The 24,096-nt window shown below is 42.6% G+C and carries 22 protein-coding genes and 1 other RNA gene; 9 read left to right on the forward strand and 14 right to left on the reverse strand.

The features are described 5' to 3' along the window. Positions 1-244: 244 nt before the first annotated feature. Positions 245-1,180, forward strand: coding sequence for a universal stress protein (locus tag L4D20_RS15310; protein ID WP_428802473.1), 936 nt, complete (start codon positions 245-247; stop codon positions 1,178-1,180). An 81-nt stretch (positions 1,181-1,261) separates the two neighbouring features. On the opposite strand, the gene ffs is transcribed toward L4D20_RS15310, so the two are convergent. From ffs to L4D20_RS15325, 3 genes are all read right to left on the reverse strand, one after another. Then, positions 1,262-1,358: signal recognition particle sRNA small type (ffs, locus tag L4D20_RS15315), an RNA gene on the reverse strand. Positions 1,359-1,552: 194 nt separating this feature from the next. Continuing rightward, complete coding sequence (locus L4D20_RS15320; RefSeq protein ID WP_428802474.1) at positions 1,553-3,562, reverse strand: GGDEF domain-containing protein; 2,010 nt, start codon at positions 3,560-3,562, stop codon at positions 1,553-1,555. Positions 3,563-3,690: 128 nt separating this feature from the next. Further along, the gene (locus L4D20_RS15325; RefSeq protein WP_428802475.1) at positions 3,691-4,431 is read right to left on the reverse strand and encodes a VP0952 family biofilm-associated protein; all 741 of its coding nucleotides are present in this window, start codon (positions 4,429-4,431) and stop codon (positions 3,691-3,693) included. Positions 4,432-4,482: 51 nt separating this feature from the next. Here L4D20_RS15325 and L4D20_RS15330 point away from each other — a divergent pair, with 51 nt between their 5' ends. After that, a complete protein-coding gene (locus L4D20_RS15330; protein ID WP_428802476.1) occupies positions 4,483-4,785 on the forward strand; it encodes an MGMT family protein in 303 nt (100 codons plus the stop codon). Positions 4,786-4,854: 69 nt separating this feature from the next. Here L4D20_RS15330 and L4D20_RS15335 read toward each other — a convergent pair whose 3' ends face one another. Further along, positions 4,855-5,283 (reverse strand): YbaY family lipoprotein, encoded by a 429-nt coding sequence (locus tag L4D20_RS15335; protein WP_428802477.1) that lies wholly within the window; start codon positions 5,281-5,283, stop codon positions 4,855-4,857. Positions 5,284-5,447: 164 nt separating this feature from the next. Here L4D20_RS15335 and tesB point away from each other — a divergent pair, with 164 nt between their 5' ends. Beyond that, positions 5,448-6,308 (forward strand): acyl-CoA thioesterase II, encoded by an 861-nt coding sequence (gene tesB / locus L4D20_RS15340; RefSeq protein ID WP_428802478.1) that lies wholly within the window; start codon positions 5,448-5,450, stop codon positions 6,306-6,308. A gap of 73 nt (positions 6,309-6,381) precedes the next feature. Here the strand turns inward: tesB and L4D20_RS15345 are convergent, their stop codons facing one another. Further along, positions 6,382-6,840, reverse strand: a complete 459-nt coding sequence (locus tag L4D20_RS15345) for an Lrp/AsnC family transcriptional regulator (protein WP_428802479.1) — start codon at positions 6,838-6,840, stop codon at positions 6,382-6,384. Positions 6,841-6,965: 125 nt separating this feature from the next. On the opposite strand from L4D20_RS15345, the gene L4D20_RS15350 reads away from it, so the two are divergent. Next, complete coding sequence (locus L4D20_RS15350) at positions 6,966-8,033, forward strand: PLP-dependent cysteine synthase family protein (RefSeq protein WP_428802480.1); 1,068 nt, start codon at positions 6,966-6,968, stop codon at positions 8,031-8,033. A 191-nt stretch (positions 8,034-8,224) separates the two neighbouring features. After that, the gene (locus tag L4D20_RS15355) at positions 8,225-8,878 is read left to right on the forward strand and encodes an outer membrane protein (RefSeq protein WP_428802481.1); all 654 of its coding nucleotides are present in this window, start codon (positions 8,225-8,227) and stop codon (positions 8,876-8,878) included. A 79-nt stretch (positions 8,879-8,957) separates the two neighbouring features. Here the strand turns inward: L4D20_RS15355 and recR are convergent, their stop codons facing one another. The 6 genes from recR to L4D20_RS15385 form a co-directional block, all read right to left on the reverse strand. Next, positions 8,958-9,557: a recombination mediator RecR gene (recR, locus tag L4D20_RS15360; protein ID WP_428802482.1), complete on the reverse strand. Its 600-nt coding sequence runs from the start codon at positions 9,555-9,557 to the stop codon at positions 8,958-8,960. Positions 9,558-9,606: 49 nt separating this feature from the next. Beyond that, positions 9,607-9,936 carry a YbaB/EbfC family nucleoid-associated protein gene (locus L4D20_RS15365; protein WP_295895826.1) on the reverse strand — a complete coding sequence of 110 codons (330 nt, stop codon included), beginning with the start codon at positions 9,934-9,936 and terminating at the stop codon, positions 9,607-9,609. A gap of 146 nt (positions 9,937-10,082) precedes the next feature. Continuing rightward, positions 10,083-12,410, reverse strand: coding sequence for a DNA polymerase III subunit gamma/tau (gene dnaX / locus L4D20_RS15370; RefSeq protein ID WP_428802483.1), 2,328 nt, complete (start codon positions 12,408-12,410; stop codon positions 10,083-10,085). Positions 12,411-12,466: 56 nt separating this feature from the next. Continuing rightward, positions 12,467-13,012 (reverse strand): adenine phosphoribosyltransferase, encoded by a 546-nt coding sequence (apt, locus tag L4D20_RS15375; protein ID WP_428802484.1) that lies wholly within the window; start codon positions 13,010-13,012, stop codon positions 12,467-12,469. A 269-nt stretch (positions 13,013-13,281) separates the two neighbouring features. After that, the gene (locus L4D20_RS15380) at positions 13,282-13,689 is read right to left on the reverse strand and encodes a YbaN family protein (RefSeq protein ID WP_428802538.1); all 408 of its coding nucleotides are present in this window, start codon (positions 13,687-13,689) and stop codon (positions 13,282-13,284) included. Between the two features lie 374 nt (positions 13,690-14,063). Beyond that, entirely contained in the window at positions 14,064-15,167 is a 1,104-nt protein-coding gene (locus L4D20_RS15385; RefSeq protein ID WP_428802485.1) for a response regulator, read from the reverse strand. Between the two features lie 247 nt (positions 15,168-15,414). Here L4D20_RS15385 and L4D20_RS15390 point away from each other — a divergent pair, with 247 nt between their 5' ends. Continuing rightward, complete coding sequence (locus tag L4D20_RS15390; protein WP_428802486.1) at positions 15,415-16,293, forward strand: LysR family transcriptional regulator; 879 nt, start codon at positions 15,415-15,417, stop codon at positions 16,291-16,293. Positions 16,294-16,436: 143 nt separating this feature from the next. Here L4D20_RS15390 and L4D20_RS15395 read toward each other — a convergent pair whose 3' ends face one another. From L4D20_RS15395 to fadI, 3 genes are all read right to left on the reverse strand, one after another. Next, positions 16,437-16,985: an NAD(P)H nitroreductase gene (locus tag L4D20_RS15395; RefSeq protein ID WP_428802487.1), complete on the reverse strand. Its 549-nt coding sequence runs from the start codon at positions 16,983-16,985 to the stop codon at positions 16,437-16,439. Between the two features lie 122 nt (positions 16,986-17,107). Further along, the gene (gene fadJ, locus L4D20_RS15400) at positions 17,108-19,255 is read right to left on the reverse strand and encodes a fatty acid oxidation complex subunit alpha FadJ (protein ID WP_428802488.1); all 2,148 of its coding nucleotides are present in this window, start codon (positions 19,253-19,255) and stop codon (positions 17,108-17,110) included. Further along, complete coding sequence (fadI, locus tag L4D20_RS15405; protein WP_428802489.1) at positions 19,255-20,580, reverse strand: acetyl-CoA C-acyltransferase FadI; 1,326 nt, start codon at positions 20,578-20,580, stop codon at positions 19,255-19,257. Before fadI ends, fadJ begins: the two co-directional genes overlap by 1 nt. Positions 20,581-21,072: 492 nt before the next feature. Here fadI and L4D20_RS15410 point away from each other — a divergent pair, with 492 nt between their 5' ends. From L4D20_RS15410 to L4D20_RS15420, 3 genes are all read left to right on the forward strand, one after another. Continuing rightward, positions 21,073-21,621, forward strand: a complete 549-nt coding sequence (locus tag L4D20_RS15410; RefSeq protein ID WP_428802539.1) for a sigma-70 family RNA polymerase sigma factor — start codon at positions 21,073-21,075, stop codon at positions 21,619-21,621. Further along, entirely contained in the window at positions 21,614-22,339 is a 726-nt protein-coding gene (locus tag L4D20_RS15415; protein ID WP_428802490.1) for a DUF3379 domain-containing protein, read from the forward strand. The genes L4D20_RS15410 and L4D20_RS15415 overlap by 8 nt, the downstream gene beginning before the upstream one ends. Before the next feature lie 260 nt (positions 22,340-22,599). Then, the gene (locus L4D20_RS15420) at positions 22,600-23,943 is read left to right on the forward strand and encodes an outer membrane protein transport protein (RefSeq protein WP_428802491.1); all 1,344 of its coding nucleotides are present in this window, start codon (positions 22,600-22,602) and stop codon (positions 23,941-23,943) included. The last annotated feature ends 153 nt before the right edge of the window (positions 23,944-24,096 follow it).

Below are 24,096 nucleotides of genomic sequence, written 5' to 3' on the forward strand. Positions count from 1 at the left end.
TTTGACCACAAAGGCTCATTTCCAGAAAACCTCAGCGATATTTTGATTGAAATCAGCTCGAATTATCGGCAACTCCGATAGCATATAAATAACAACTAATACAAGAACAAAACAATAATCTGGTGTTATAGATCCATAGAATACATAGCCATCATGGTTAAAAAGATTACTAACATACTTTTATTCGTAATCGACACTGAGTGACATAACACTAGCATCTGGGTTGCAATTAATAGGGGTGGGTATGAAAAAATTTACTAATGTACTTTTTGTAAGCCAAGGGCTAACCGACGATCAAGCCTCACTTGGCCAAGCAATTATGATCGCCACACATAACAACGCGAATTTACAGGGATTGATAGTATGCCCTTCCCTGCCTGAAAATATGACTGGCTATACAGAAACATACGAACAGTCGTTACGTGACGGACTGCGTAATAATATTTGTAACGTTATTGAACATAACAGCCTCGACAAAAATCCCGATAACTTCCCAATTAGTCTACAAGGCGGTGATAAGCCTGCTGTGCGTATTATTCGCTACATACAGAGTCAAGATGTTGATCTTGTTATTAAAGACGCAGAACCTATCGACGTTAATAGTGAAGGTTTTAAAGCGATTGATATGGCTTTACTACGCCAATGCCCTGCGCCTGTTTGGCTAAATCGTCCAACCAATAAGCCACTAGTAAAAAGACGAGTTGCCGTTGCCATTGATCCAGACATCACGAACGCCGAACAAAAAGAACTCAACGTCCAGTTACTGTCACTTGCACGATCTATTGCAGACAGTTCCGATAGCCGACTCCACATCATCTCTTGTTGGGTATATCAGTTACAGCATTACTTGGACAATCAAGCTTGGATAAAAATGGAAGAAGCGGAACTTAAGGACAATATTGAACAAGCTCGTGTAGAACATCGAACCAAATTAGATTCAATCATAGAAGAGTCAGGTCTATCAGGAGAGAATATTGTCCATCACTTACAGGGGGTCGCTGATGATGAAATTCCACGCACCGTCCTTGATCTGGGTATCGATGTGTTAGTAATGGGAACAATCGCTAGAACGGGCATCCCAGGTGTAGTAATCGGTAATACGGCCGAAAATATTCTTCAATCGGTTAACTGCTCTTTAGTTGCTTTGAAACCAAATAGCTTTGTATCACCAATCCGCTAAAAACAGCATAATTTAAGAAGTGTATTTTGATATTGCAGATAGCAAAAAGCCGCTAATAAAAGCGGCTTTTTATATGGGCGGAGACCCCAGCCACATCCCGGCACACACGTCACTCGCTGCGGCTGCTTCCTTCCGGATCTGACCGAGTTCACGAGTTAGTGTTGCGGGAGGACCAGGGCCTCCATAGATTCTTTTTCTTAGTGTTACCTAAGAGCGAGATGGATTATCAGTCATACATGATGGCATTGCAAGCCGTATATTCGTTATTTGCTCCACATCAGAACCAAGTGTTTAGGCTTTGAGCAATTTGTTCGAATCTGCTTCTTTTTCCCGTTAGGAATGAATGGGGCATTTTGGTATTTGAAACATCTTTCAGCTTTGATGAAACATAAACTCACCCTGACAGACGTTACTATGTTTATGCCGATACATCTCTTTATCAGCCCTATCCATTGCACTTTCTAAAGACATAAAGTGCTGTCTTTTTGTTGATATTCCAATAGCGACATAAACATCTAACGTTAGTCTTTGCTTTATATTGTGATAGGTCACTCTACTTAACCTACTGATTGTCGCGGAAAGATGTTTGTCTTGAATATCGCCGACTAATATAAACTCATCACCTCCTATTCTATAACAGCCACCTCGCCACACTTTTTTAATCTGTTGAGATACTTGTACTAACACATCATCTCCCACTTCATGCCCATAGGTATCATTGATGGCTTTAAAGTCATTTATATCAAGGTAAATCAACGTAAAGTTGGCACCTATACCTGTTCTGTATTTACGATGCAGCGCTCGACGATTTTTTAAGCGGGTTAAGTTATCAGTATTAGATTGAGCATGGAGGTACATACTCACGATCGCCATAAACGCAATCACGAGCGTAAATAACCATTGAGCTCGACGAGCAAACCGTTTCTCAGCTAGTAAAGTAGATTTCCAATCTGGTTGTAAATCATATTTTGCGAGAATCATTTTTATATCAATCATTTTTATTGCTTGATTAAACAAAGGAACTAGCTGTTTGCCAAACTCGTTTTTAGGAAAAGCAAACGCGATATCAGCAGTGTAGAAATCACCAATCAGGATATCTTTTTCTATAGGGAGTAGATGCTTAGTTTTAAGTAGCTCTCGATTGAAATCGGTTGAACTCATTACGATATAATCAACGTCACCATCAAGTAGACCTTTTAATTTCGCTTGGCGACTTTCATAAAAAGTAAATTCTTTGTTCGGTAGTAGTTGACTAAATAACTCATGAACAAAGCCATTCTTTATAACACCAATTCGTTCAACAACCAGTTCCGAGACATTTCGATACACATTCTCTTTGTACCCTTCTCGCTTGAGCAAGACCGCATTTGATTGATAATGCATATCAGTAAAGTTCATCAACGCCTTTCTTTGCTCTGAGATTACGACTGGCGCGAGTATATCAATCTCCTTATCCATGAGGTCGCTGTACATGCTTTCCCAGCTTTCACCTTTAGTACTCACTATTTCACAATCAAACATCAGTATTTCACAACTTCGTTTAATCAACTCAGCACCAATACCATGCACATGACCACTACCCGTATAAAAAGCATACGGGCTGATATTTTGCAGTTTTACTCGTAATGTACGTGACAAAATAAGATCGCTATCAATGATTGATTGCCTTAACGCTTGAGTCCGTATTTCTAACTGATATTTTTCAATCGACTCTCGTAACTGCTTTTGAAATTGAGCTGAGTGAACAAAATCGACCATCTTAGGTAATAGCTCTTGATGACGCCCCGTTGGGGTAACTATGGATACTGGCTGAATCGATAAGTGGTCATTAAGAAGTTGAGCGTTAAAGCCTTTTAGTAGCATTGGCTTTAGTTGATTAATGGCATCAATGACCGCATCAACTTCTCCTGAGTCCAAAAGCTGAACGGCTTGATCGTGGCCGTTGTAAAGCACAAGCTCGATGGACGGATAGTTAATAGAAATCAGTTCTGAGTAAATAGTCCCCTCAGGAACACCAAGTACAGAGACTTCTGATAGTTCTACATTCTGAAAGCTATAGAGGTAAGTATATTCAATATTGGTTGGCTGAGAGAAAGCGAAACGTTTAGATCGCTCATCGGTATAAGTAATATTCGCAGCGAAGTCACTATCTCCATTCTCAATTGAGTTTAAAATAGCATCAAAGTTGGGCTGATCAACGTACTCAAACGAGGTTCCAAAATTCTGGCCAATTGCATCAAATAAAACTCGCGTGACAATATCATCAGCTTCAGTTGACACTTTATAGTGAGTCTTATTTTCAAACGCAGACACTGAGCCGAAGAGTGAGCTCAGTAAAATAAGGATTAATTGAACAATCTGGATTCGAATTTGCGTGTTCATCTCTTCGCCATAAGTTGCATTACTATATTAACCGTATATATAAGAAACATAGGTATTTATTATATATATGCAACAAGGTCAATTCGAAACTTTGCGCTTTGTCTTACTGATTCTTATTTGAGACAAAGTTACAGCTGTTGCGACTCTTCAAAACTACGCAACATATAGTCAGTCATCCAAGCTGTCGCAAGTAAACAAATCCACACGACAAAGACTGGCTTTGGTACGTCTACGTTCGGTGAAATCATCAAAGCGGCAAAGCCAACACTCGGTAACGACCAACACAGCAGTTTATTCCACTTAAACGTCTTGAGTCGATTCAAGCTTTCTAGCGAAGCTATAATGCCTGTAATACTCAGTGCAATTAAGACAGCGTAAGATGAACCAGCAATCCATAAAGGAAGAATAAAGGCCAACACCCACCAACTGTGTTTGTCTGACGCTTTCCAATGGTTAGCAGACCACCATATAGCAACTATCGAAATTAACTGAACTGTTGTCAGTAACGCCGAACCACCTAACTTCCCTGAAGACTGAGTCAGCATGATGCCCACTTGAAGCGCAATGACGATGAGTGATGTGGTCAATATCACCGTTAAGCTACTTCGTCTTGAAAATATGACCATAAGCAGCGGCAACAGCATCCATACACTCACAGACAGTGCAAAGGGTTGACTCGAAAGGGTTAACCCGTAACTAGTCATAGCAGTTAACAGGACTAAACCTGCAACGCCACCTTGCGGTAGAATCCAAAGTGCGGGAATGACAAGCGCTATCAATGGGACTTCCCCATCACTCAAGCTAAGCGCTCGAGCACAAACCGCAGCCAATAGTGTTGTAATTAAGAACTGAAATGTTGAAAATATCATGCTCTCTCCTTTTACCAATCCGTGGTAATTTAACTCTAGGATACTTTCAGTATGGATCAATTTTCAGTTCAAATCTTTGCAGTAATTCACCAAATTCCACAAGGAAAAGTAACAAGTTACGGTGCTATCGCAAAATTGGCAGGATACCCTGGCTATGCTAGACAAGTTGGAAAAGTGCTTTCGAATTTGCCTAAAGATACCCGCTTACCTTGGTATAGAGTGATGAATAGCCAAGGACAAATATCCCTAAAAGGGGATTCTTTACAAAGACAGAAGGTAAAGCTAATGGAAGACGGGATTGAAGTGAGTGCGAGCGGGAAGGTAAAACTAAGCGTTTATCAGTGGCAACCCTAGCTATAACTAGCCGTTATTGGCTACCACTGACCTTTACATCATTATGTTTCTTTAGTTGATTTTGTTCAATTAGCCACGAACACCAATCAAGCGTAAATCAACATGCTTTGTTTCGTTTTGATCGGTAATGACTGAATAGTTAGTATCCGTGATGAATCGTAACTTACCATCCACTTCAATACGTGCACTCACACTGTAACGATGATTCGTTTTAATTTTGTTTGTGTCGTAAGCAAGATCAAAATTGAATGGGATTTGAGCCCCATTGGTTTCAAAGCGATGTTTGGCGATCACAACAGAAGGCGCATCCGCTAAAGATACATCTTGAAGTGTCACTGTAACCAGCGCATTCTCTGGCAAAGCTATACGTTCACGATAGGCCACGGTGCCTGTAATTGACTCAACATGACTCATATCAGCCGATTTTTCTGAAGATTGACAGCCAAATAAAACTGACCCGAAAACCACTGACATGACAAGCAATAGTGCCTTTTTCATAAAGCCTCTCTAAACTCTAAAATAGTAAAATCACAGCAATTGTATGCTTGGTTTGGTAACCTGTCACCCTAACAATCAATATGTTGACAATATTTTGACTCTGTTAAAATACTGTCACCCTATGCTAAATGTTTAGTATAAAAAATGAATAAGGTCAAAGAGAAATGAGTAACGCCTTAAAAGAGCTATTAAGCCTGCTTCAATTAGAGAAACTAGAGGAAGGGCTATTTCGCGGACAAAGTGAAAACCTTGGTTTACCTCAAGTTTATGGCGGTCAGGTTATTGGCCAAGCGCTTTCTGCTTCACGTTATACCGTCGAGTCTGACAGAACGGTTCACTCTTTCCATAGCTACTTTCTCTACCCTGGAGATCCTGAGAAGCCAATTATTTATGATGTCGAAAATCTTCGAGATGGTAAAAGCTTCAGCACACGACGTGTAAAAGCGATTCAAAATGGTCGCCCTATTTTTTATTTGACAGCTTCTTACCATGGCGACCAACCCGGATTCGAACACCAGAACACCATGCCTGATGTTCCGGGCCCTGAAAATTTCCGCTCAGAATCAGAATTGGCAGCAAGCGTCGCTCACCTTCTTCCTGAAAAGCTGAAAAAGATTTTCTGCGGTGATAAAGCGATCGAAATGCGCCCTGTTACGGTAGTCAATCCATTAAAACCCACCAAAGAAGAGCCCAAACAGTATCTTTGGATGCGAACTAATGGCGAGATGCCCGACAGCCAATTGATTCATCAATACTTGCTTGCTTATGCGTCTGACTGGGGCTTTTTGGTGACGGCACTGCACCCTCATGAAGTCTCTTTGATGACACCGAACTTTCAAGTAGCAACCATTGATCACTCAATATGGTTCCATCGCCCATTTAAGACAGATGAGTGGCTGTTATATGTTATTGATAGCCCTACAGCGAGTAACACCCGAGGCTTGGTCCGCGGTGAGATTTACAACCGTGAAGGTCACTTAGTGGCCAGTGCTGTGCAAGAAGGCGTTATGCGTTTTACTAAGTAGTATTAAATAAAACTAGATAAAATTTGGCCCTATCAATTTCAATCGTAGGGCTAAATTTTCTATGCTGAAACCTTTAAATTGGCAGAGCTGTCGTGTACTTAAGAGGTTCCATTGCAAACGTTGATGTGACATTCGATATGCCATCGACACTATTAACGAGCTTCTTATAAAACTCATCAAAACACTTCATGTCCTTAACCAGCACTTTCAGCATGTAATCGTATTCGCCAGCCATTCTATAAAACTCCATCACTTCGGGAAACTCACTTGCTGTCTCGACAAAATGGCTATACCACTCATGCGAGTGATCGCTAGTCTTCACCATTACAAAAGCAGTAAACGACAAACCCAAACTCTCAGGGTTAAGAAGCGCTACCCGCTTCTCTATTACACCAGCCTCCTCTAACTTTTTTAGCCGTTTCCAACATGGTGTTGAGGTCAAGTTTACTGACTCTGCTAAATCATTCAGAGATAGCGTGCCGTCAAGTTGTAGCTGTCTTAGTAGCCGCTTATCAATATCATCTATCTTCATGTTACGCACAACTCAATATGGAGAAAATATTTCTCTAATTATCAGTTTTGACAGGTAAATAAGCAAAGTTTTTCTCTTCGTTTATAGTTAAATTATAAGCATAACAATTTTAAGGAGTTACCCCTATGTGTACTGATCATAACTGGATGAACAACGCGATTCGTAAGATAGAAGCTGATTTTCAACGCTCTGCTGATACGCACCTAATTAAGCTTGAACTGCCAAGTATTGAAGGTATCGATGTCTATCTAAAAGATGAAAGTACACACCCTACGGGTTCGTTAAAACACCGTTTGGCTCGTTCTCTTTTCTTATACGCGATTTGTAATGGTTGGGTTGGCCCTAAAACGACCATCATCGAATCATCTTCTGGAAGCACTGCGGTTTCTGAAGCGTATTTTGCTCGCCTTCTTGGCTTGCCGTTCATCGCTGTTATGCCAAAAAGCACTGCCGCAAAGAAAATTGAGCTTATTGAACATTACGGCGGTAAAGCTCACTTAGTCGATCGCTCTGACCAAATCTATGCAGAGTCATACCGCTTAGCAGAAGAATTAGACGGTCACTATATGGACCAATTTACCTACGCTGAACGCGCAACAGACTGGCGTGGTAATAACAATATTGCTAACTCTATCTTTAGCCAGATGGAATTAGAAGATCACCCTGTTCCTGATTGGGTTGTGATGAGCCCTGGTACTGGCGGTACGTCTGCAACCATTGGTCGCTTTATTCGCTACCAGCAGCACAACACTAAGCTGTTAGTCGTTGACCCTGAAAACTCTGTGTTCCACGACTACTTTAAAACTGGCGATGTTAACCTAACCGGTGACTGCGGTAGTAAGATTGAGGGTATTGGTCGCCCAAGAGTAGAGCCTAGCTTTATTCCAGGTGTGGTTGATGAAATGCGTACGATTCCTGACGCAGCAAGTGTTGCTACGGTTCACTGGCTAGAGAACATCTTAGGTCGTAAAGCCGGTGCATCCACAGGTACTAACTTATACGGCGTACTTCAGCTTGCTAGCGAAATGAAAAAACGCGGTGAAACAGGCTCTATCGTTACTTTGCTTTGTGACAGTGGCGAGCGCTACCTAGACAGCTATTACGACGAGAACTGGGTTAAAGAGAACATAGGTGACCTAAAACCTTACCTAGACAAACTAGAGACATTCTCTGCGACAGGTCATCTAGAATAACCACTAGAATTTTAATCAAGTATCAAAGCCGCTGACTCAGCGGCTTTTTCACATTTAGAGCAACCCTTCCTTTATGACAGACACAAACTTTTGGCATAGTCGATCTTCCTAATATGAATTGGGAAAGGAAATTAGCGAGTGGCAAACTACGCCCATCCTATTCCTTTAACCAATACATTCTTAGGTAAACCATGAAAAAACTAATACTCGCAACATCAATCGCAACGTTACTTTCACCAGCTGCTATGGCGACTGAATACTTCGTAGGCGCAGGCGTTGGCTACCACACTGCAGGCGCAATCATTGAAGATAGCGATAACGGGCGAAACGAGTTAAAGGATAATACAGTTTCATACAGCGTTCGTGCTGGCGCTTACATTCTAGAAAACCATCGTATTACAGCGACTGCTAACTTTGTTGGTGAGGGCCATCTATACGGCACAAGTGAGCCAATACAGGATGGTGAAACAGCTTATGGCGATATTTCATTTGAACAAAACGAATTTCTTGTATCGTATGATTACATACACGACATAAATGACAAATTCTCTCTTTTTGGTGGTGCTACTGTCGGTTTAGTAAAAAATAAAATCCATGCTAAAGCAACAGCTTCTAATACCGGACCTCTCACTGTAAGCATGTCCGGTTCAGAGCAGGACTTTGTTTATGGCGCGCAAGGTGGTGTTCAATATAAGTTAACTCCAACTATTTCTGCTGACCTTCAGTATCGCTACATGTCTTCTTCTTCAGAGAAGTTGGCTGTAATAGGCAACCAAGGTGGCGAAGTGTATTTCAAAATCCCTGAATACAGCGAAATCACATTCAACATCGATTTCCGCTTCTAACGCCTAGAGTTCAAGCCAAATAAAAAGCCGCTATTTTTCAATAGCGGCTTTTTCACATTCGAACTGATCTATTTGCACTTTATAGCTTGTGTCTACCCAATAAAGAGTGAGACAAAGTGGTGCCATCGACTAACTCAAGCTCACCGCCAACAGGAACACCATGAGCAATACGACTTGCTGCTACTTCATGCTCTCGAGAAAGATCAGCAATATATTGCGCTGTTGCTTCGCCTTCAACCGTTGGGTTTGTCGCTAGAATCACTTCGGTCACGTCACCCTGACGAAGACGGAAATCGAGCATATCCAAACCGATATCGCTTGGGCCAATGCCATCAAGTGGAGACAAGTGCCCCATCAATACAAAGTATCGACCAGAGAATTGACCTGTTGCTTCAACCGCAGCAATATCTGCTGGACTTTCAACGACACAAAGTTGACCATTGGTTTGACGTTTTGGGTTACTGCATATATGGCAAACATCTTCTTCTGTAAATGTTCGACATTCTGTACAGTGGCCAATTTCAGTCATAGCCTGACTCAGTGCTTCGGCAAGCTGTAAGCCGCCTTTTCTATCGCGCTGTAACAAATGAAAGGCCATACGCTGTGCCGACTTGGGGCCAACCCCAGGTAGACAACGTAAGGCCTCCATCAAATGCTCCAGCATATGACTGGTACGCATCTATAATTCGCTTACTTAGTTCTAAAGCTAATTGAAATAAGCTTGCGCTTTAAAACGGCATTTTCATACCTGGTGGTAATTGCATACCGCCAGTTACGCCAGCCATTTTTTCTTTTTGAGTCTCTTCAACACGACGAGCTGCATCGTTAAATGCCGCTGCGATAAGATCTTCAAGCATCTCTTTGTCGTCTTCCATTAGGCTCTCGTCAATTTCTACACGACGAGTGCTGTGGCTACCCGTAATAGTGACTTTAACAAGGCCAGCACCAGCTTCGCCGGTTACTTCCATATTTGCGATTTCTTCTTGAAGCTTTTGCATGCGTTCTTGCATTTGCTGGGCTTGCTTCATCATGTTGCCCATACCGCCTTTACCAAACATTCGCGTCTCTCTGGTTATTGGGTGTTTCGTTATTTATGGGGTTAACGTTGTTTAAATTCAACCCCTCGGATAGTAAATTAGCTATGTACGAATTCAGTTCGTTTAGCGTAATTTTCTTTGCAATTCTTTTGAAAAATAGAGACTCGTTAAATCGGTCTAACGCTGTCTCGATCGAGATTAGCAGCAAATCGATTTTCGATGAACTGAACATTTTTGTCCGACTCTAAACTATCGAAAGCCTTCTGCAATTTAGTCTGATAAAGCTTCTCTCGTAACTCTAGCGGGGTTTCCCCTGTTTCACCAATCTCAACCACAAGTTGACACGGGCTATCAAGCACCTGATTCAGAGCTTGTTGCAACTCTTGACACGCTCTGTCGGTATTAAGGTGTGCTTGAGAGCTTCTTAATGTCAAGTTCACCGCATTACCGTTATGTTGATAAAACGAGTTTAATGCGAGCTGCTCAACCAACTTGGCTGTTTCAAGCTTTTGGATCAGTGCAGACCATTCGCTTTGTTCGTTTGATTCTGCGACTAACCTATCCATCATCTCTGGTGTTTTGATATGTTCTAAAGCGGCTTTAATTTGTGATGGTGTTAGCCCATTGCTCTGTTTCTTTACGACAGGCTTTGTCGCTTTCCATTGATAGGGCTCATCACCACTCTCTTCTGGTTGAGTCCCGTTTTCTATCAATGATGCATGAGAACTTAGCGACACCGGCGCTGATCCAGAATGTTTTTTAGCAACACGTTCAAGAACAGATTCTGATTTTGCGGATGCCGCTCTAGGCTTTTTTGGACGAGAATCCAAGCCTTGCGGTGCATGATTGCTAGATGGAGTATGACTGCTTGGCGTAGCTTGTTGTACCGGTCTAGTTAGCTGTTGAGGTGCAGAGTCTTGAGTAGACTTTAATCCCTGACGCTGCGAACGTAACTGGTGTCGTAAACCACTTAATGGCGCAGCCGGTTTAACTGGTTCAGCTTGTTGCTCTTCTTGAGTAAGAACTTGCTGGCTCTGATCTTGATGAGTCGGCGTTTGTGGAGCTACTGACGGCTGAACAGGCTTCTGCTGATGTTGGGGGATATATGGTGCTTCTTCTGCTGGCATATCAGCATGCGGCATTGAATCATACTGATTGTATGCCGGAGGGTTCATCTCATTTTCAGTTGGCTGAGTCACTTGTGGAGTATTAGCTTGAGCCGTTACCTGTGCTTCAGGCTTCGAAACGGGCTGTGGCCTAGAAATAGGCTGCTGTGCCACTACGTTAGAAGCCGCTTGAGGTGAAGCTGGTGCTTGAGCTTGAACTTGTACCTGAGGTTGAGTTGTCACAGGAGCTACAGGAGCAACGCCCTCGCTCACCTGCGTCGAAATACTATTTGCACCCACAACTTCAGCAGGACGAAATGCCAACATACGCAGCACTATCATCTCAAGCCCCATACGTGCACTCGGTGCTTGGGCTAGGTCACTGCGACCTTTTAAAATGATCTGATAGTACAGCTGAATATCTTGCGGAGATAACGACTGACATAACAGCTCAATCTTTTCGGCGTCTGGCTGCGCTTTATCAAGTGTCGCAGGCAACGCTTGGTACATCGCCATACGGTGTAACTGAGCTGCTAGCTGCTGAAGTAAACCATCCCATTCAACGCCATTAACCGCTAGCTGTTCAATGCACGCCATCGCAACTTTAGGTTGCTTGTGGCTAATCGCATCTAATAAATGAATCGCATGATCAGTATCTAAAGTACCCAGCATATGCGCAACAAGCGTTGTTTCTACGTTACCGTTACCCAATGCGATGGCTTGGTCAGTCAAACTTAGTGCATCACGCATACTGCCATCAGCCGCGTGGGAAATCATACCCAACGCCCTTGCTTCTGACGTCACGCTCTCTTGCTCTAAAATATGATCAAGTTGCTGATGAATAACATCAACGCTGATTGGCTTTAAGTGAAACTGTAGACAGCGCGACAAAATCGTCACTGGAAGTTTCTGTGGATCAGTCGTCGCTAAGATGAACTTAACGTACTCTGGCGGCTCTTCAAGCGTTTTAAGCAACGCATTGAAGCTATGACGAGACAACATGTGTACTTCATCAATCAGATAGATTTTAAAGCGACCACGCGCAGGTTTGTATTGAACGTTATCAAGCAGATCACGAGTGTCCTCTACTTTAGTGCGGGAAGCCGCATCAATTTCAAGCAGATCAACAAATCGACCTTCGTCGATCTCTTTACATGTATCACACTCACCACAAGGTGTTGCTGTAATGCCCGTCTCACAATTTAGCCCTTTTGCAAACAGACGCCCAATCGACGTTTTGCCCACACCTCGGGTTCCGCTCAATAAATAAGCGTGATGCAATCGGTTCTGTGCCAACGCATTTTCTAATGCGGTTAATACATGGGACTGGCCTACGACTTCGTTAAACTTCGTCGGACGCCATTTTCGTGCTAAAGCAAGATAACTCATCAATATTTCCAAATAATCAACTCAGTGAGGTTAGCCCACTGAGTCAAACAAGCTAATTAGTGGCCTTCGAAGTCACAAATGCTGTAAACGTCTAAATCTAAGTCGGCTAAACGCTTATCACCACCAATTTCAGGTAGGTTAATCACAAATGCAGCATGTTCAACAACACCACCTAAACGACGAATTAATATCGTTGTCGCTTCGATTGTGCCGCCAGTAGCTAGTAAGTCATCCACCATCAATACTTTATCGCCTTCAACAATGGCATCTGTGTGGATTTCTAACGTATCTGTGCCGTACTCAAGCTCATAAGATTGAGCAATGGTTGCACGTGGTAGCTTTCCAGGTTTACGTACTGGAATAAATGCCACGCCAAGCTCTAACGCTAGTGGTGCGCCGAAAAGGAAACCGCGAGCTTCAGTACCGACAATCTTAGTGAAACCCATATCTTTGTATTTTTCTACAAGCAGTTGGATTGTCGCTCGGTATGCCTGTGCATCTTCCATTAGGCTGGTTACGTCACGAAATAAAATGCCTTTCTTTGGGTAATCAGGGATGCTTTTGATACTAGATTTAATCAATGAAATTGTTTCGGTAGTCATAATTCAACTTACTTTGGATTGGCCAATTCACCCAGATCATTTTATCTCAGGGGCTTATCGGCGTTGATTACAATGCAACAAATGGCGTAACCAGTTGCTATAGAAAATACAAACGCCCACTCATTGAGTAGGCATATACCCAACGTAATTGGGGCTGCAGCAAGGCAACAAGTGAATGAGGCCTCATGAGCATAGCTCGCCTATGTGATTGGGGCGAATAAGCGTCGTTTACAAAGCTGCAGCTTCAAGAACGAAGGGTATTAGTAATTTTAGTGGCTTTCGTTAGTGCCTTCAAGCGACTCTATCACAGGTAAACGGATAAACCACGCTAACAAGACAAACATGAATATCAATAGAGCGGCATTTAACCAAACATGGGGAATGACCCAAATAGAGAACGAAAAACTAAGGATAATCATGACCGCACCACGCTGCTTAACTTTCAAAGATACACCACGATGTTGGTGCCAATTAATCAGGATAGGGCCTAAGGTAGGATGCTGATGTAACCATTGATGGAATCTTGGACTGCTGCGCATAAAACACGCGCTAGCCAGTATAATAAATGGTGTGGTAGGCAGAAGAGGAACGATCACGCCAAGTAAACCTAGCAGTAAACTTAAGCCACCAACAATATTGAAGAAAATGTGTCGAATATTGATGGTGAACTCCGAAATACTTAACCTAATAGTGCTGCTTTACTATAAGAGCTAGAAACAACTCTATAAAACACGACACAGGGTAATCAACATAGGGGTTAATGGAATTAGAAAGACCAGAAGGAATCCCAAAAAGTAGAAGATATTATAAGGTTCTTTAAAGTTATTGTCTGCCATGATTTTGCTGCTCTAGTGTTGAAAGTTGACTTTATGACTCGACCCTCGCTACAAGTTAAATAGTTGCTAAATAATTGAGTCATTATTGTTGTTCGCGCACTATAGCTCATCACCACAAAGACAAATACCAACAAACGTTGGGGTTATTTGTTGGTATTTAAGCTTTCATTAAAATCATATGTCTTCACTAGATATATAAATAGGCTACCTTCCCTCTATGCATTTGCTCCCTGATAGATATCTAGCGTGAAGCTACTAACGCCAAGCTTACTTAACGAAAGCTGACACGCACTGTTAATGGATAGGTCAGAGGTCATGAAGTTCTTATTGCAACTTTCGCCTAACTTTACTCCCCCAGAGATATGCTGAGATATATAACCGTTTGACCACTGCCCTTCTAAGCCCGCAGGCAGGATAGTCAGTGAGCCCTCAGACAGGTCAGCAATACCAAATAACGCATTGACTGGTTTTGCACACTCAGAGCACTCTATGCCCTTCTCGATTATCGCACTCAAATCTTTTAGATCGGCATTAAAGCACTTCAGATTACGCAGATAATCATGAAATAGCGCACGAACCAAAAGCGTCGTAGCAGCGCCGTGCTCTTCACTGGACGATGCATCTACCAGATAGAAAACAAACTGCCCGTTCATTAACCATGCATAATCAAAGACCAACGGCATAACATCGGTTGATTGAAGTAGCCGGTAATTACACTTCCAAATTCCTTGAGAGGTATCTTTATCTGGAAGCAATGCATGCAATAGATCTCGCGCCGCACTAGGGTTCTCTTGTAAGTATTCTAAATGCCAGTGTAACTCTTGCTCTTCTGGCATATCACCGCCGCCATCGACCTGAAACCACTGGGTTGAGAAATCCCGCATATCCGACATATGATCAGAACTGTCTTCCATCGTACTTTCAATGGCACTACCTAAGTGCTCAAAATTGGTCATTGGTTTTGGTAGAAAATCTTTAATACCAAATTTAAGTGCTTTAGCGACATCCGACATATCGTCGGTGGCAGAGACCACAATCAATGGTAATGAGGGATACTCTAGGCTCACCTCTTCCGCAAATTCAATACCATTTAAAATTGGCATCGCAAGATCGCAAATAATCAAATCTGGTTCATCTACTCGAAGCTTTTGCAGCCCTTCGAGTCCGTTTTCGGCTTCTACGATGTCGTACCCTTGGCTCTCAAGATACCCACTCGTGATCCGACGAAAAATAGGATCGTCATCCACGAGTAAAATAAGTTTCTTATTAGGTGCCGGGTATGCCGAATGCACCGTAGCCGTATTATGACTTTTGTACATAAGCTTTCGCCTCATATCTCCAAATAAACTAACGTCATCATTGCTATTGTTATTTTTGTTAGCTATACACATCACTCTATAAAAAGTAGCTCTGAAAGGCGATTTATACAAATCTTCCACTTTTCAGCAGAGTTGCATACTATATGTACCAATATCACATTTCGCGACACTTGTTGACGTGTCTCAAACTTTAGTGATTGATTAGCGTATAGATTATCTTTACTTGCAAAATTGTGTGGCCTAAATAATGAAATTAGATGACTTAAATCTCTTTAGACTTGTTGTTGAGAATGGGAGCTACACGGCAACTTCTCGTAAAACCTTAGTGCCGGTTGCAACAATAACTAGACGGATACAGGCTTTAGAAGAGTCACTTAACCTTCGATTGCTTAATCGCCATGCGCGTAAACTTTCCTTAACAGAAGCAGGGGAACGTTTTTTCCAAGAATGTTCTCCGCTATTGCAGCGTTTAGCTTCTACAGCGGAAGAACTCACCGATGAGTGCCGAGGGGCTGCGGGAAAAATTCGTATTTCAGCGCCTTCCAATCTGACAAAACGCATGTGGATGCCTATGTTTAATGCGTTCATGAAACAGTTTCCTGACATTAATATCGAACTTGCGACAAGTAACCACGCTGACCAGCTCGAACCAACGGAATGGGACGTCATTTTTCGAGTCGGCCCACAACGAGATTCGAGCCTTATTGCCCGTAAAATAAATGAAGTTGAAGATATTTTGGTCGCAAGCCCTGAATACCTAGCTTCAGTTTCTGAGCCAAAGCACGCTGAAGAACTCACCGAGCACTCTTTATTAAAAGGACACCCACTTATTCGTTGGCAGCTCTCCAATCAATCAGGGGAAACTGTTGTTAATAATGATAAAGGCCGTTTTCAGGCCAGTACGCTTAACATTGTTCGCTGTGCCTGTTCAGATGGCTTGGGGATCACGCTAATGCCAGATGTCATGCTTAAAGAGTATATTGAGAGTGGAAGCTTGGTAAGAGTGCTACAAGACTGGAGTGCTAACCCAAGAGACATTTACATGCTTTATAACCACAAAGAGCATTTACCAGAAAAAGTTCGCTTGTTTATCGATTTTGTCATCGCCTTTACAATGCCGAAATAGATTTTTCCATCTAGCGCTATCTCACAGGGCTTAATATCATAGAGCTGGATTTCGTAGAGCTAGAAAAGAAAAGCGCGAGTGATGCCAACTAAGCAGACTCGCGCTTTCATTTATTCTAAAACCACCAAAGAGAAGCTTTAGTGTTAGAGGTATTCTACAAACTTGGACAGCTCTCTTTCAGGTACTTTCATTGCTGTACACCCTGGGGTACCAAGATACAAGAACCCGACGATTTCATCTTCTTCTCTTGCACCTAATGACTGCTTAACGCTAGCATCAAACATCCACTTCCCAGAACGCCAAAAACCTTGAAAACCTTGAGCTACAGCGGCCATCTGCATGGCTTGCACGGCACAGCCTGCTGAAATTACTTGTTCGACAACCGGGACTTTTTCGTGTTCAGTAATCCGAGCAATCACAGTGATCACCATTGGCGCGCGAAAAGGCGCCTTCTTGGCTTTCTCAACCACTGTGTTGTCACTTCCTTCATTCAAAGCCGCTTGCTCTAAAATAGAAGAGAGCTTGTTTAGCCCCTCCCCTTGGGCAATAACAAAATGCCAAGGAGTTAATGCCGCATGATCAGGGGCACGTAACCCAGCTTTGATGATATTTTCAAGTGCGTTCCCCTCTGGAGCAGGTGCTATTAACTTTGCAATTGAACGACGGTTGAGCAGTAAATCGAGAGCGTCCATTTGGAGTCCTTTCTTCTAATTCTAATATTATGTATTGATAATAACTCTCAATAATAAAAAAGGCGAACGATTAACGTTCACCTTTCATTCCAAGCAACTTATTGATACCGCTTAAATAATAATTAGCTATAAAAAGATTGATCAAGGCCTGCTCTGGTTAATAGACCATCGCATGGTGCAAAACGACTGCCATACTTTTCAGCATGGTCATTTAGCATTTCAACCACGGTTTTTACGCCAAGCTTATCAATATAGCGGAATGGACCGCCTAAGAACGGTGGGAAGCCAATACCAAAAATCGCACCAATATCGCCATCTCTCGCACTATGAATGATGCCTTCATCTAAACAGCGTACTGCTTCGTTAAGCATCAATAACGTACAACGAATCGCGATATCTTTCTCACTTAAACGCTGCTGCGGTGTTAGTTTAAGCAATTTATAAACTGACTTATCGACATCCTTTTTCTTACCCTTATAAGAGTAGAAGCCTTTCTTGCTCTTACGACCTTTACGCCCATCGTTAAGTAAGGTGTCAAATACATCTGGGCCTTTGAATCGTTCGCCTAACTCAGCAACTAAGATAGGCATGATCTTAGAGCCGACATCAATACCCACTTCATCAAGCAGCGTAATTGGGCCTACAGGAAAACCAAAATTAAGCAGTGATTTATCCAAATGCTCAATCGGCTCACCAGATAGCAATACTTCCGCGGCTTCATTCATATAAGGTGCAAGAATACGGTTTACATAAAAACCGGCACAATCTTTAACAACGATTGGCGTTTTACCCTGTTTTTTAGCCAGCGCAACAACCGTTGAGATGGTTTCATCGCTGGTCGTTTCATGCGGAATAACTTCTACCAATGGCATTTTTTCTACAGGGCTGAAGTAATGCAACCCAATAACATTTTGCGGACGAACGGCTTTTTCAGCGATCTTAGCAATCGGCAACGATGACGTGTTTGTCGCGAAAATGGTGCTATCTTTCGAATTACTCTCTACATCTGCAACCATCTGCTGCTTTAGTGACAAGTCTTCAAATACCGCTTCAATAACAACATCCATTTTCTCGAAGCGTGCAAAATCAATTCCGCCTGAAATTTTCATCATTTGAGACTGTTGCTGAGCTTTGGAAATAATTCGACGTTTGCGCTGTTTATCTAGCAGTTTATTATTGTACTTAAGTGCATTTAATACCCCATCATTCGAGACATCTTTAATGCGTACTGGCAGTTTTGCTTTAGTGACCGTCACATGACCGATGCCCGCGCCCATCAAACCGCCGCCTAATATGGCAACGCGTTCTGTGGCTGAGGGTTCGGCGTCACTGCCATTTTCTTTTTTCATTTCTGTTGTGGCGAAGAATATAGAACGCAGAGCTTTTGATTGCTCTGTCATTACAAGTTCACCAAAACGCTTTGCTTCTAGCTCAAAGCCTTTTTTAAGACCTTTCTCTAGGCCGTGACGAATGACTTCCAAAATGCTATCAGCGGCAGGATAATTACCCCGTGTTTTTTGGTGTGTCTTCTTCGCCGCTTGTTCAAATATTACCTTACGACCTAAGCCCGTCTTAGACATCAACTTCTCTTTAGTCGACGCCTTCTGAGCTTTATCTTTCGATGCTTTTTTGTTTGAAGCTTTGTCTAATAGTGACAGAGCAACATCAAATAGAATGCTTTGAGGGACACAAGCATCGACAACACCAAGCTTTTTCGCTTTTTTAGCTCGAAGCTGTTTGCCCGTAAGAATCATATCTAAGGAAGGCAGTAACCCTATGAGTCTTGGTAAACGCTGTGTACCACCAGATCCCGGCAATAAGCCAAGTTGCACTTCTGGAAGACCTAAACGTGTTTTATCATCATCGGTACAAACTCGGTAATCGCACGCTAAGGCAAGTTCTAATCCACCACCTAAACAAGGGCCATGAATTGCGGCCACCACAGGGTATGGCAGATCAGACAAGGCTTGAAACATCTCTTGGCCTTGCTTGGCTAACGCTTCGGCTTCTTTTGCCGTGGTACAGGCAGCCAACATGCGAATATCAGCACCAGCAACAAAGTTATCAGGCTTTTCTGAGTAAAGAATCACACCTTTTAATTCATTTTGGTAAGACTCTAGCTCAACCAGTATGTCCTTCACTTCAGAAGCAAAGGCTGCTTGAAGGGTGTTCATCTTTTCGCCCGGAACATCGATTGATAACCAAGCTACTTTCTTTTCACCCGAATTGTTTTCATCCACTTTCAGGTGGAACGCTTTAGTGTCAGACATTATTCAACCTCCAAAATCATTGCCGCGCCTAATCCACCTGCCGCACAAGCCGTATTAAGTGCTAACCCACCACCACGACGTTTTAATTCACGTAACGTTTGAGTCATCATTCGAGCGCCAGTTGCAGCAAATGGGTGACCATAAGCGAGCGAACCACCCAGTACGTTGAACTTATCCATATCTATTTCGCCAATCGCTTTGCCTCGGCCTAAATGCTCCTGTGCAAATGAATCACTGGCGAACATTTTGACATTAGAAAGCGCTTGAGCAGCAAAGGCTTCATGCATATCAATTAAAGTCAGATCTGATAGTTCAATACCAGCGCGAGCAAGTGCTAATGGCGTTGCAAACGAAGGCCCCATCAACATGTCTTTTTCAACACCAATGGCAGAGAAAGCGTAAGAACGAATATAGCCCATCACTTCAAGACCTAACTCTTTAGCACGCCCTTCCCTCATCAACATTACAGCCGCAGCACCATCAGTTAATGGTGTGCTGTTTGCCGCAGTCACTGAACCGTATTGACGGTCAAATGCAGGGCGCAGCTTGGCATAGCTTTCAAGCGTTGAATCAAGACGAATATTGTTATCTTTGTCTATCCACTTTTTGTAAGGTTCAGGAAATGCAGTCATCACCTCGCCTTGAATCTTTCCGTCTTCCCACGCTTTAGCTGCCAAGGTATGCGAACGATGCGCTAAAGCATCTTGATCGGCTCGAGAGATACTATGACTTTTGGCCATTTGTTCAGCCGTTTGGCCCATCGAAATTCCAGTTGAGTATTCAGCAACTGCAGGGGGAACCGGAACAAGGTCTTTTAGAGATAAGCTTTTAAGAATCTTTAGCTTTTGACCCACTGTTTTGGTTTTACTCAGCGCTAGTAAATTAGACGCCAATTTTTTTGAGACACCAATAGGCAGAACAGAAGAGGAATCAGCACCGCCAGCGATACCAATATCAACCGTACCAGAAACAATACTTTCAGCGATATTGACTGCCGATTGAAAGCTCGTCGCACAGGCGCGAGTAACACTGTACGCGTCAGTATGAACATTCATGCCTGTTCCTAATACAATCTCACGCGCAATATTTGGCGCTTCAGGCATTTGAACCACTTGTCCAAAAACAACTTGATCGATTAGCTCTGGCGGAACTTCACTACGAGCCATCATTTCACTGACCACCATCTTTCCAAGATCGACAGCTGGCACGTGACCAAACTCAGTACTTTGACGAGCGAACGGGGTTCTAAGACCCGCAACGATGGCAATGCGTTCACCGGAACGTGTTTGCAGAATTTGCTTATTAATATTGTTTGGCTTGCCCATTAGTTCTCCTTACATACCCCATCAAAGATTAGAGGTCAGACCTGATGCATTGTAACGAAATTGTTAACACAATCAAACGCTCGTTTGAATAAACGTGATGTAAGCAGTATAGAACTCGAAATCAAGGAATAGGAGGGGAATAAATAGAAGATGGAATAGAGGTAGGAAAGAGGAGAAAGTAAGAGGACAAACAGGAGGTAAAGTAAGGAAAAGAGAAGAAACAGGTAAAAAAAACCACACAAAGCTGTGTGGTTGGAATGTATAAAGCAATTAACTTAACGCCAATTGTAAAAATCAGTTTCCTGATTAGGAGAAAGTAAAGTCAGCCTTCAAAAGGAAGTGTCATCTTGCTCAACACGCTAGCTCATAGAGCTAACTAGATGACAGGTTGTACTATAGCTACAATAAGGTATAAGATTTTGAGTTAGATCAATTAATCTCAAGTTTGAACTCATTGACCCCTAGATGGAGACTTAAGTGTCAATAATCGAAATGTTTGGAAAGAAAAAACCAAAACGTACGGTCAACTCTGATATGGATAAGCAACGAAAGTACGAAGCACTTGTACGCGCCTATCACCTTGACCTGTTTCGCTACGGATTTTGGCTCTGTAAAGATAAGAGCATAGCGGAAGATCTCGTCCAAGAAACCTGCTTAAGAGCATGGAAATCTTTGGATAGCTTGCAAGATGAAAAGGCAGCCAAGTCATGGCTCATCACAATATTAAGACGTGAGAACGCGAGGCGCTTTGAGCGAAAGCAATTCGATCTTGTCGATATTGATGATTACGGTAATGATGCGGTCGTCAGCGATGATTCGCATCATCAGTCTGAATGGCTACAAAAGCTGATTATGAAATTGGATGTTGAATACCGAGAGCCACTCTTCTTACAAGTAGTGGGGGGATTCAGCGGTGAAGAGATCGGTTCGATACTGGATCTCAATAAAAACACGGTAATGACACGCTTATTCAGAGCTCGTAATCAATTAAAAGAGATGATGGATTCATCGCAGTCAACCAGAGGGCAGCAAAATGGATGATTTAGAATTTCGCCGCCATATTATGTCGGACCCTAAATTCAGGGATAACGACATTTTAGAAGCGATCAGCGCCAGCGAGGCAAACAGTAAGTTTTTAGATGAAGCTCTGGATCTCGACGCGCAAATTTTAAACGCGATGAAAGTGGATGCGCCGGATGGACTGGCTGATAAAATCTTATTTAATCAACCTAGCGACGACTCAAATGTTATTCGCCCTAGCTTTTCTAAACGTTCAATGGCGTTAGCTGCTTCTGTCGCGTTTGCGGTTGGTTTATTCGCAGGCCAACTGAATTGGGGCAATGTGCTTGTTTCACCCGCTCAAGCTAGCTTGGCCAGCACGGCAATGGAGCACGTTATTAATGAAAAGGATTTTATCGCTCCTTTAGATGAACGCGTTGGCTCATATCAGATTAACGTTAAAATGCAGCCTTTTAACGTTAAGTTTGATCAAGATTTCCCATACCATGTCTATTACCTAAATCATTGCGGGTTTGGTGACTCGAATGCGATGCACATGGTGTTCAAAGGTGAAAAAGGAAGAGTCACGCTATTTGTGACCAACATCTTTGAACAAGATCGTAACGAGTTTACTAAAAAAGGGATGACAGGCATCGTCGAGCCCATCAATAATTCCAGTATGGTTATTGTTGGAGAAGAAGGCGAAGATGTCGCTAAAATAGCCGAAAAGCTCGCCTCCATGGTGATCTCCACCCAATAAGCTAATTATTACCAGTAAATGGCTCCAGTTTCATATTGGGGCCATTTTTTTGCCTATTTTATAGAGTCAAAACTCTAAAAACAGTGTTTTATTCGCTTTTTCGTGTCAGTTCGCCATCATTTCGTTAATTTTACCACCAAATTTCTCAGTGGTCGGATTTCTTTGCTATATACTTGAGTCTAGGATCAGCCACCAACTGAGCATTTGCTCAAATATATCGCCCAACTAGAGGCGAATATTACAAAAAGGAAAAAGCAACTATGAACAACTCGCGTCTGTTTAAAAAATCGCTTCTAGCAGTGACCATCGCCTCAGCTTCTCTTGCCTCTGCGCAAGTAACAGCAGCAGGCTTCCAACTTAACTCTCAATCAGCAACCGGCCTTGGCCGTGCATTCGCTGGTGATGCAGTTATCGCAGATAACGCTTCAGCTATGTCTCGTAACGCCGCCGCTCTTGCGCTTTTTGATCGCACAGAACTATCTCTAGGCGTTAACGTCATCAGCTCAGAAGTTGACATTACAGGTACTAATTACACTTCACCTGTTTCAGGCGGCCCAGTAGCAATTGCCGATACAACCAATGACGCAACTTCAATTGTTCCAAACCTTTTCGTTGCAGTCCCTATTAATGATAAATTCGCGGTTGGTTTTGGAGCATACTCAAACTTCGGTACTACTAATGAGTTTGATAATAACTGGGGTTCAGAAACTGGTAATTTATACGTTGATGGTTCGGGGAATCCACTGGCAGCCGTTCCTGGTGCAGATGCGTTCGGCGGTACTACTAACGTAACTTCAATGAACCTACTAATTGCTGGTTCATACCGAATTAATGATCAGTGGAGCATAGGTGCTGGTATTGACATTATTCACGGTGAAGGTGAACTAAAACGCGATACAACGATGAATGTTGAACTAGGTGCTCCTGGTTCATCAACAGCAACAGGTCAAACATCTACTCAGAACCTAATGGATGTCGATGCATCAGGTTGGGGGGTTGGTTTCAACCTTGGTGCTGTTTATGAACTGGATGAAAACAACCGTTTCGGTTTGAGCTACCACTACAGCCCTGAAATTGAAGCAAGTGGTACTGTTTCATACGCTGGTAACGATAATATTGGCGATCTAAAAATGCCACTACCTTCAATGGCGGAGTTCTCAGGTTACCACCGTATTGAAGATACAAAATTTGCGGTACATTACAGTGTTCAATATATCAGCTGGAGCGACTTTGATGCACTTGTAACAACTGATGGTACAAACATCAAAGATTACAAGTGGCAAGATACTTTCCATTACTCAATTGGTGGTACTTACTACATCAACCAAAACTGGGAAGCACGTATCGGCTACATGTTCGATGAAGGCGTACAGAATGAGCTAACTTCAGTATCAGTACCTGATTCAGACCGCCAATGGTTCTCAGCTGGTGCAAGTTACCACTTCAACAAAGATCAAACACTTGATCTTGGCTTTACTTACCTAGTTGGTGAAGATACTAGCGTTCAAGACACTATCAGTGCCTCAGGCCAAACTTTAACGCTTGATACAACAACAAAAGCAACAGCGATGCTATTTGGTGTTCAGTATACTCACAGATTCTAATTCAATATAATTACGATCTTTAAAGGGCTGGTTTTCCAGCCCTTTTGTTATTTCTAAGCATTAAAAATTCAAATCTTTAACAAATACCACTCCTTTCATATCACAACTGTTCGCTGAAAAAATGAAACAAGCCCATAACATCTAGACTATTTC

This window comes from Vibrio kyushuensis (assembly GCF_050337325.1).
GTDB lineage: Bacteria > Pseudomonadota > Gammaproteobacteria > Enterobacterales > Vibrionaceae > Vibrio > Vibrio kyushuensis.

What these genes read in the sequence shown, in the direction of transcription:
- L4D20_RS15310 (WP_428802473.1), top strand. Translation starts at nt 245, where the DNA reads ATGAAAAAATTTACTAATGTACTTTTTGTAAGCCAAGGGCTAACCGAC.
- L4D20_RS15320 (WP_428802474.1), bottom strand. Translation starts at nt 3,562, where the DNA reads ATGAACACGCAAATTCGAATCCAGATTGTTCAATTAATCCTTATTTTA.
- L4D20_RS15325 (WP_428802475.1), bottom strand. Translation starts at nt 4,431, where the DNA reads ATGATATTTTCAACATTTCAGTTCTTAATTACAACACTATTGGCTGCG.
- L4D20_RS15330 (WP_428802476.1), top strand. Translation starts at nt 4,483, where the DNA reads ATGGATCAATTTTCAGTTCAAATCTTTGCAGTAATTCACCAAATTCCA.
- L4D20_RS15335 (WP_428802477.1), bottom strand. Translation starts at nt 5,283, where the DNA reads ATGAAAAAGGCACTATTGCTTGTCATGTCAGTGGTTTTCGGGTCAGTT.
- tesB (WP_428802478.1), top strand. Translation starts at nt 5,448, where the DNA reads ATGAGTAACGCCTTAAAAGAGCTATTAAGCCTGCTTCAATTAGAGAAA.
- L4D20_RS15345 (WP_428802479.1), bottom strand. Translation starts at nt 6,840, where the DNA reads ATGAAGATAGATGATATTGATAAGCGGCTACTAAGACAGCTACAACTT.
- L4D20_RS15350 (WP_428802480.1), top strand. Translation starts at nt 6,966, where the DNA reads ATGTGTACTGATCATAACTGGATGAACAACGCGATTCGTAAGATAGAA.
- L4D20_RS15355 (WP_428802481.1), top strand. Translation starts at nt 8,225, where the DNA reads ATGAAAAAACTAATACTCGCAACATCAATCGCAACGTTACTTTCACCA.
- recR (WP_428802482.1), bottom strand. Translation starts at nt 9,557, where the DNA reads ATGCGTACCAGTCATATGCTGGAGCATTTGATGGAGGCCTTACGTTGT.
- L4D20_RS15365 (WP_295895826.1), bottom strand. Translation starts at nt 9,936, where the DNA reads ATGTTTGGTAAAGGCGGTATGGGCAACATGATGAAGCAAGCCCAGCAA.
- dnaX (WP_428802483.1), bottom strand. Translation starts at nt 12,410, where the DNA reads ATGAGTTATCTTGCTTTAGCACGAAAATGGCGTCCGACGAAGTTTAAC.
- apt (WP_428802484.1), bottom strand. Translation starts at nt 13,012, where the DNA reads ATGACTACCGAAACAATTTCATTGATTAAATCTAGTATCAAAAGCATC.
- L4D20_RS15385 (WP_428802485.1), bottom strand. Translation starts at nt 15,167, where the DNA reads ATGTACAAAAGTCATAATACGGCTACGGTGCATTCGGCATACCCGGCA.
- L4D20_RS15390 (WP_428802486.1), top strand. Translation starts at nt 15,415, where the DNA reads ATGAAATTAGATGACTTAAATCTCTTTAGACTTGTTGTTGAGAATGGG.
- L4D20_RS15395 (WP_428802487.1), bottom strand. Translation starts at nt 16,985, where the DNA reads ATGGACGCTCTCGATTTACTGCTCAACCGTCGTTCAATTGCAAAGTTA.
- fadJ (WP_428802488.1), bottom strand. Translation starts at nt 19,255, where the DNA reads ATGTCTGACACTAAAGCGTTCCACCTGAAAGTGGATGAAAACAATTCG.
- fadI (WP_428802489.1), bottom strand. Translation starts at nt 20,580, where the DNA reads ATGGGCAAGCCAAACAATATTAATAAGCAAATTCTGCAAACACGTTCC.
- L4D20_RS15410 (WP_428802539.1), top strand. Translation starts at nt 21,073, where the DNA reads ATGTTTGGAAAGAAAAAACCAAAACGTACGGTCAACTCTGATATGGAT.
- L4D20_RS15415 (WP_428802490.1), top strand. Translation starts at nt 21,614, where the DNA reads ATGGATGATTTAGAATTTCGCCGCCATATTATGTCGGACCCTAAATTC.
- L4D20_RS15420 (WP_428802491.1), top strand. Translation starts at nt 22,600, where the DNA reads ATGAACAACTCGCGTCTGTTTAAAAAATCGCTTCTAGCAGTGACCATC.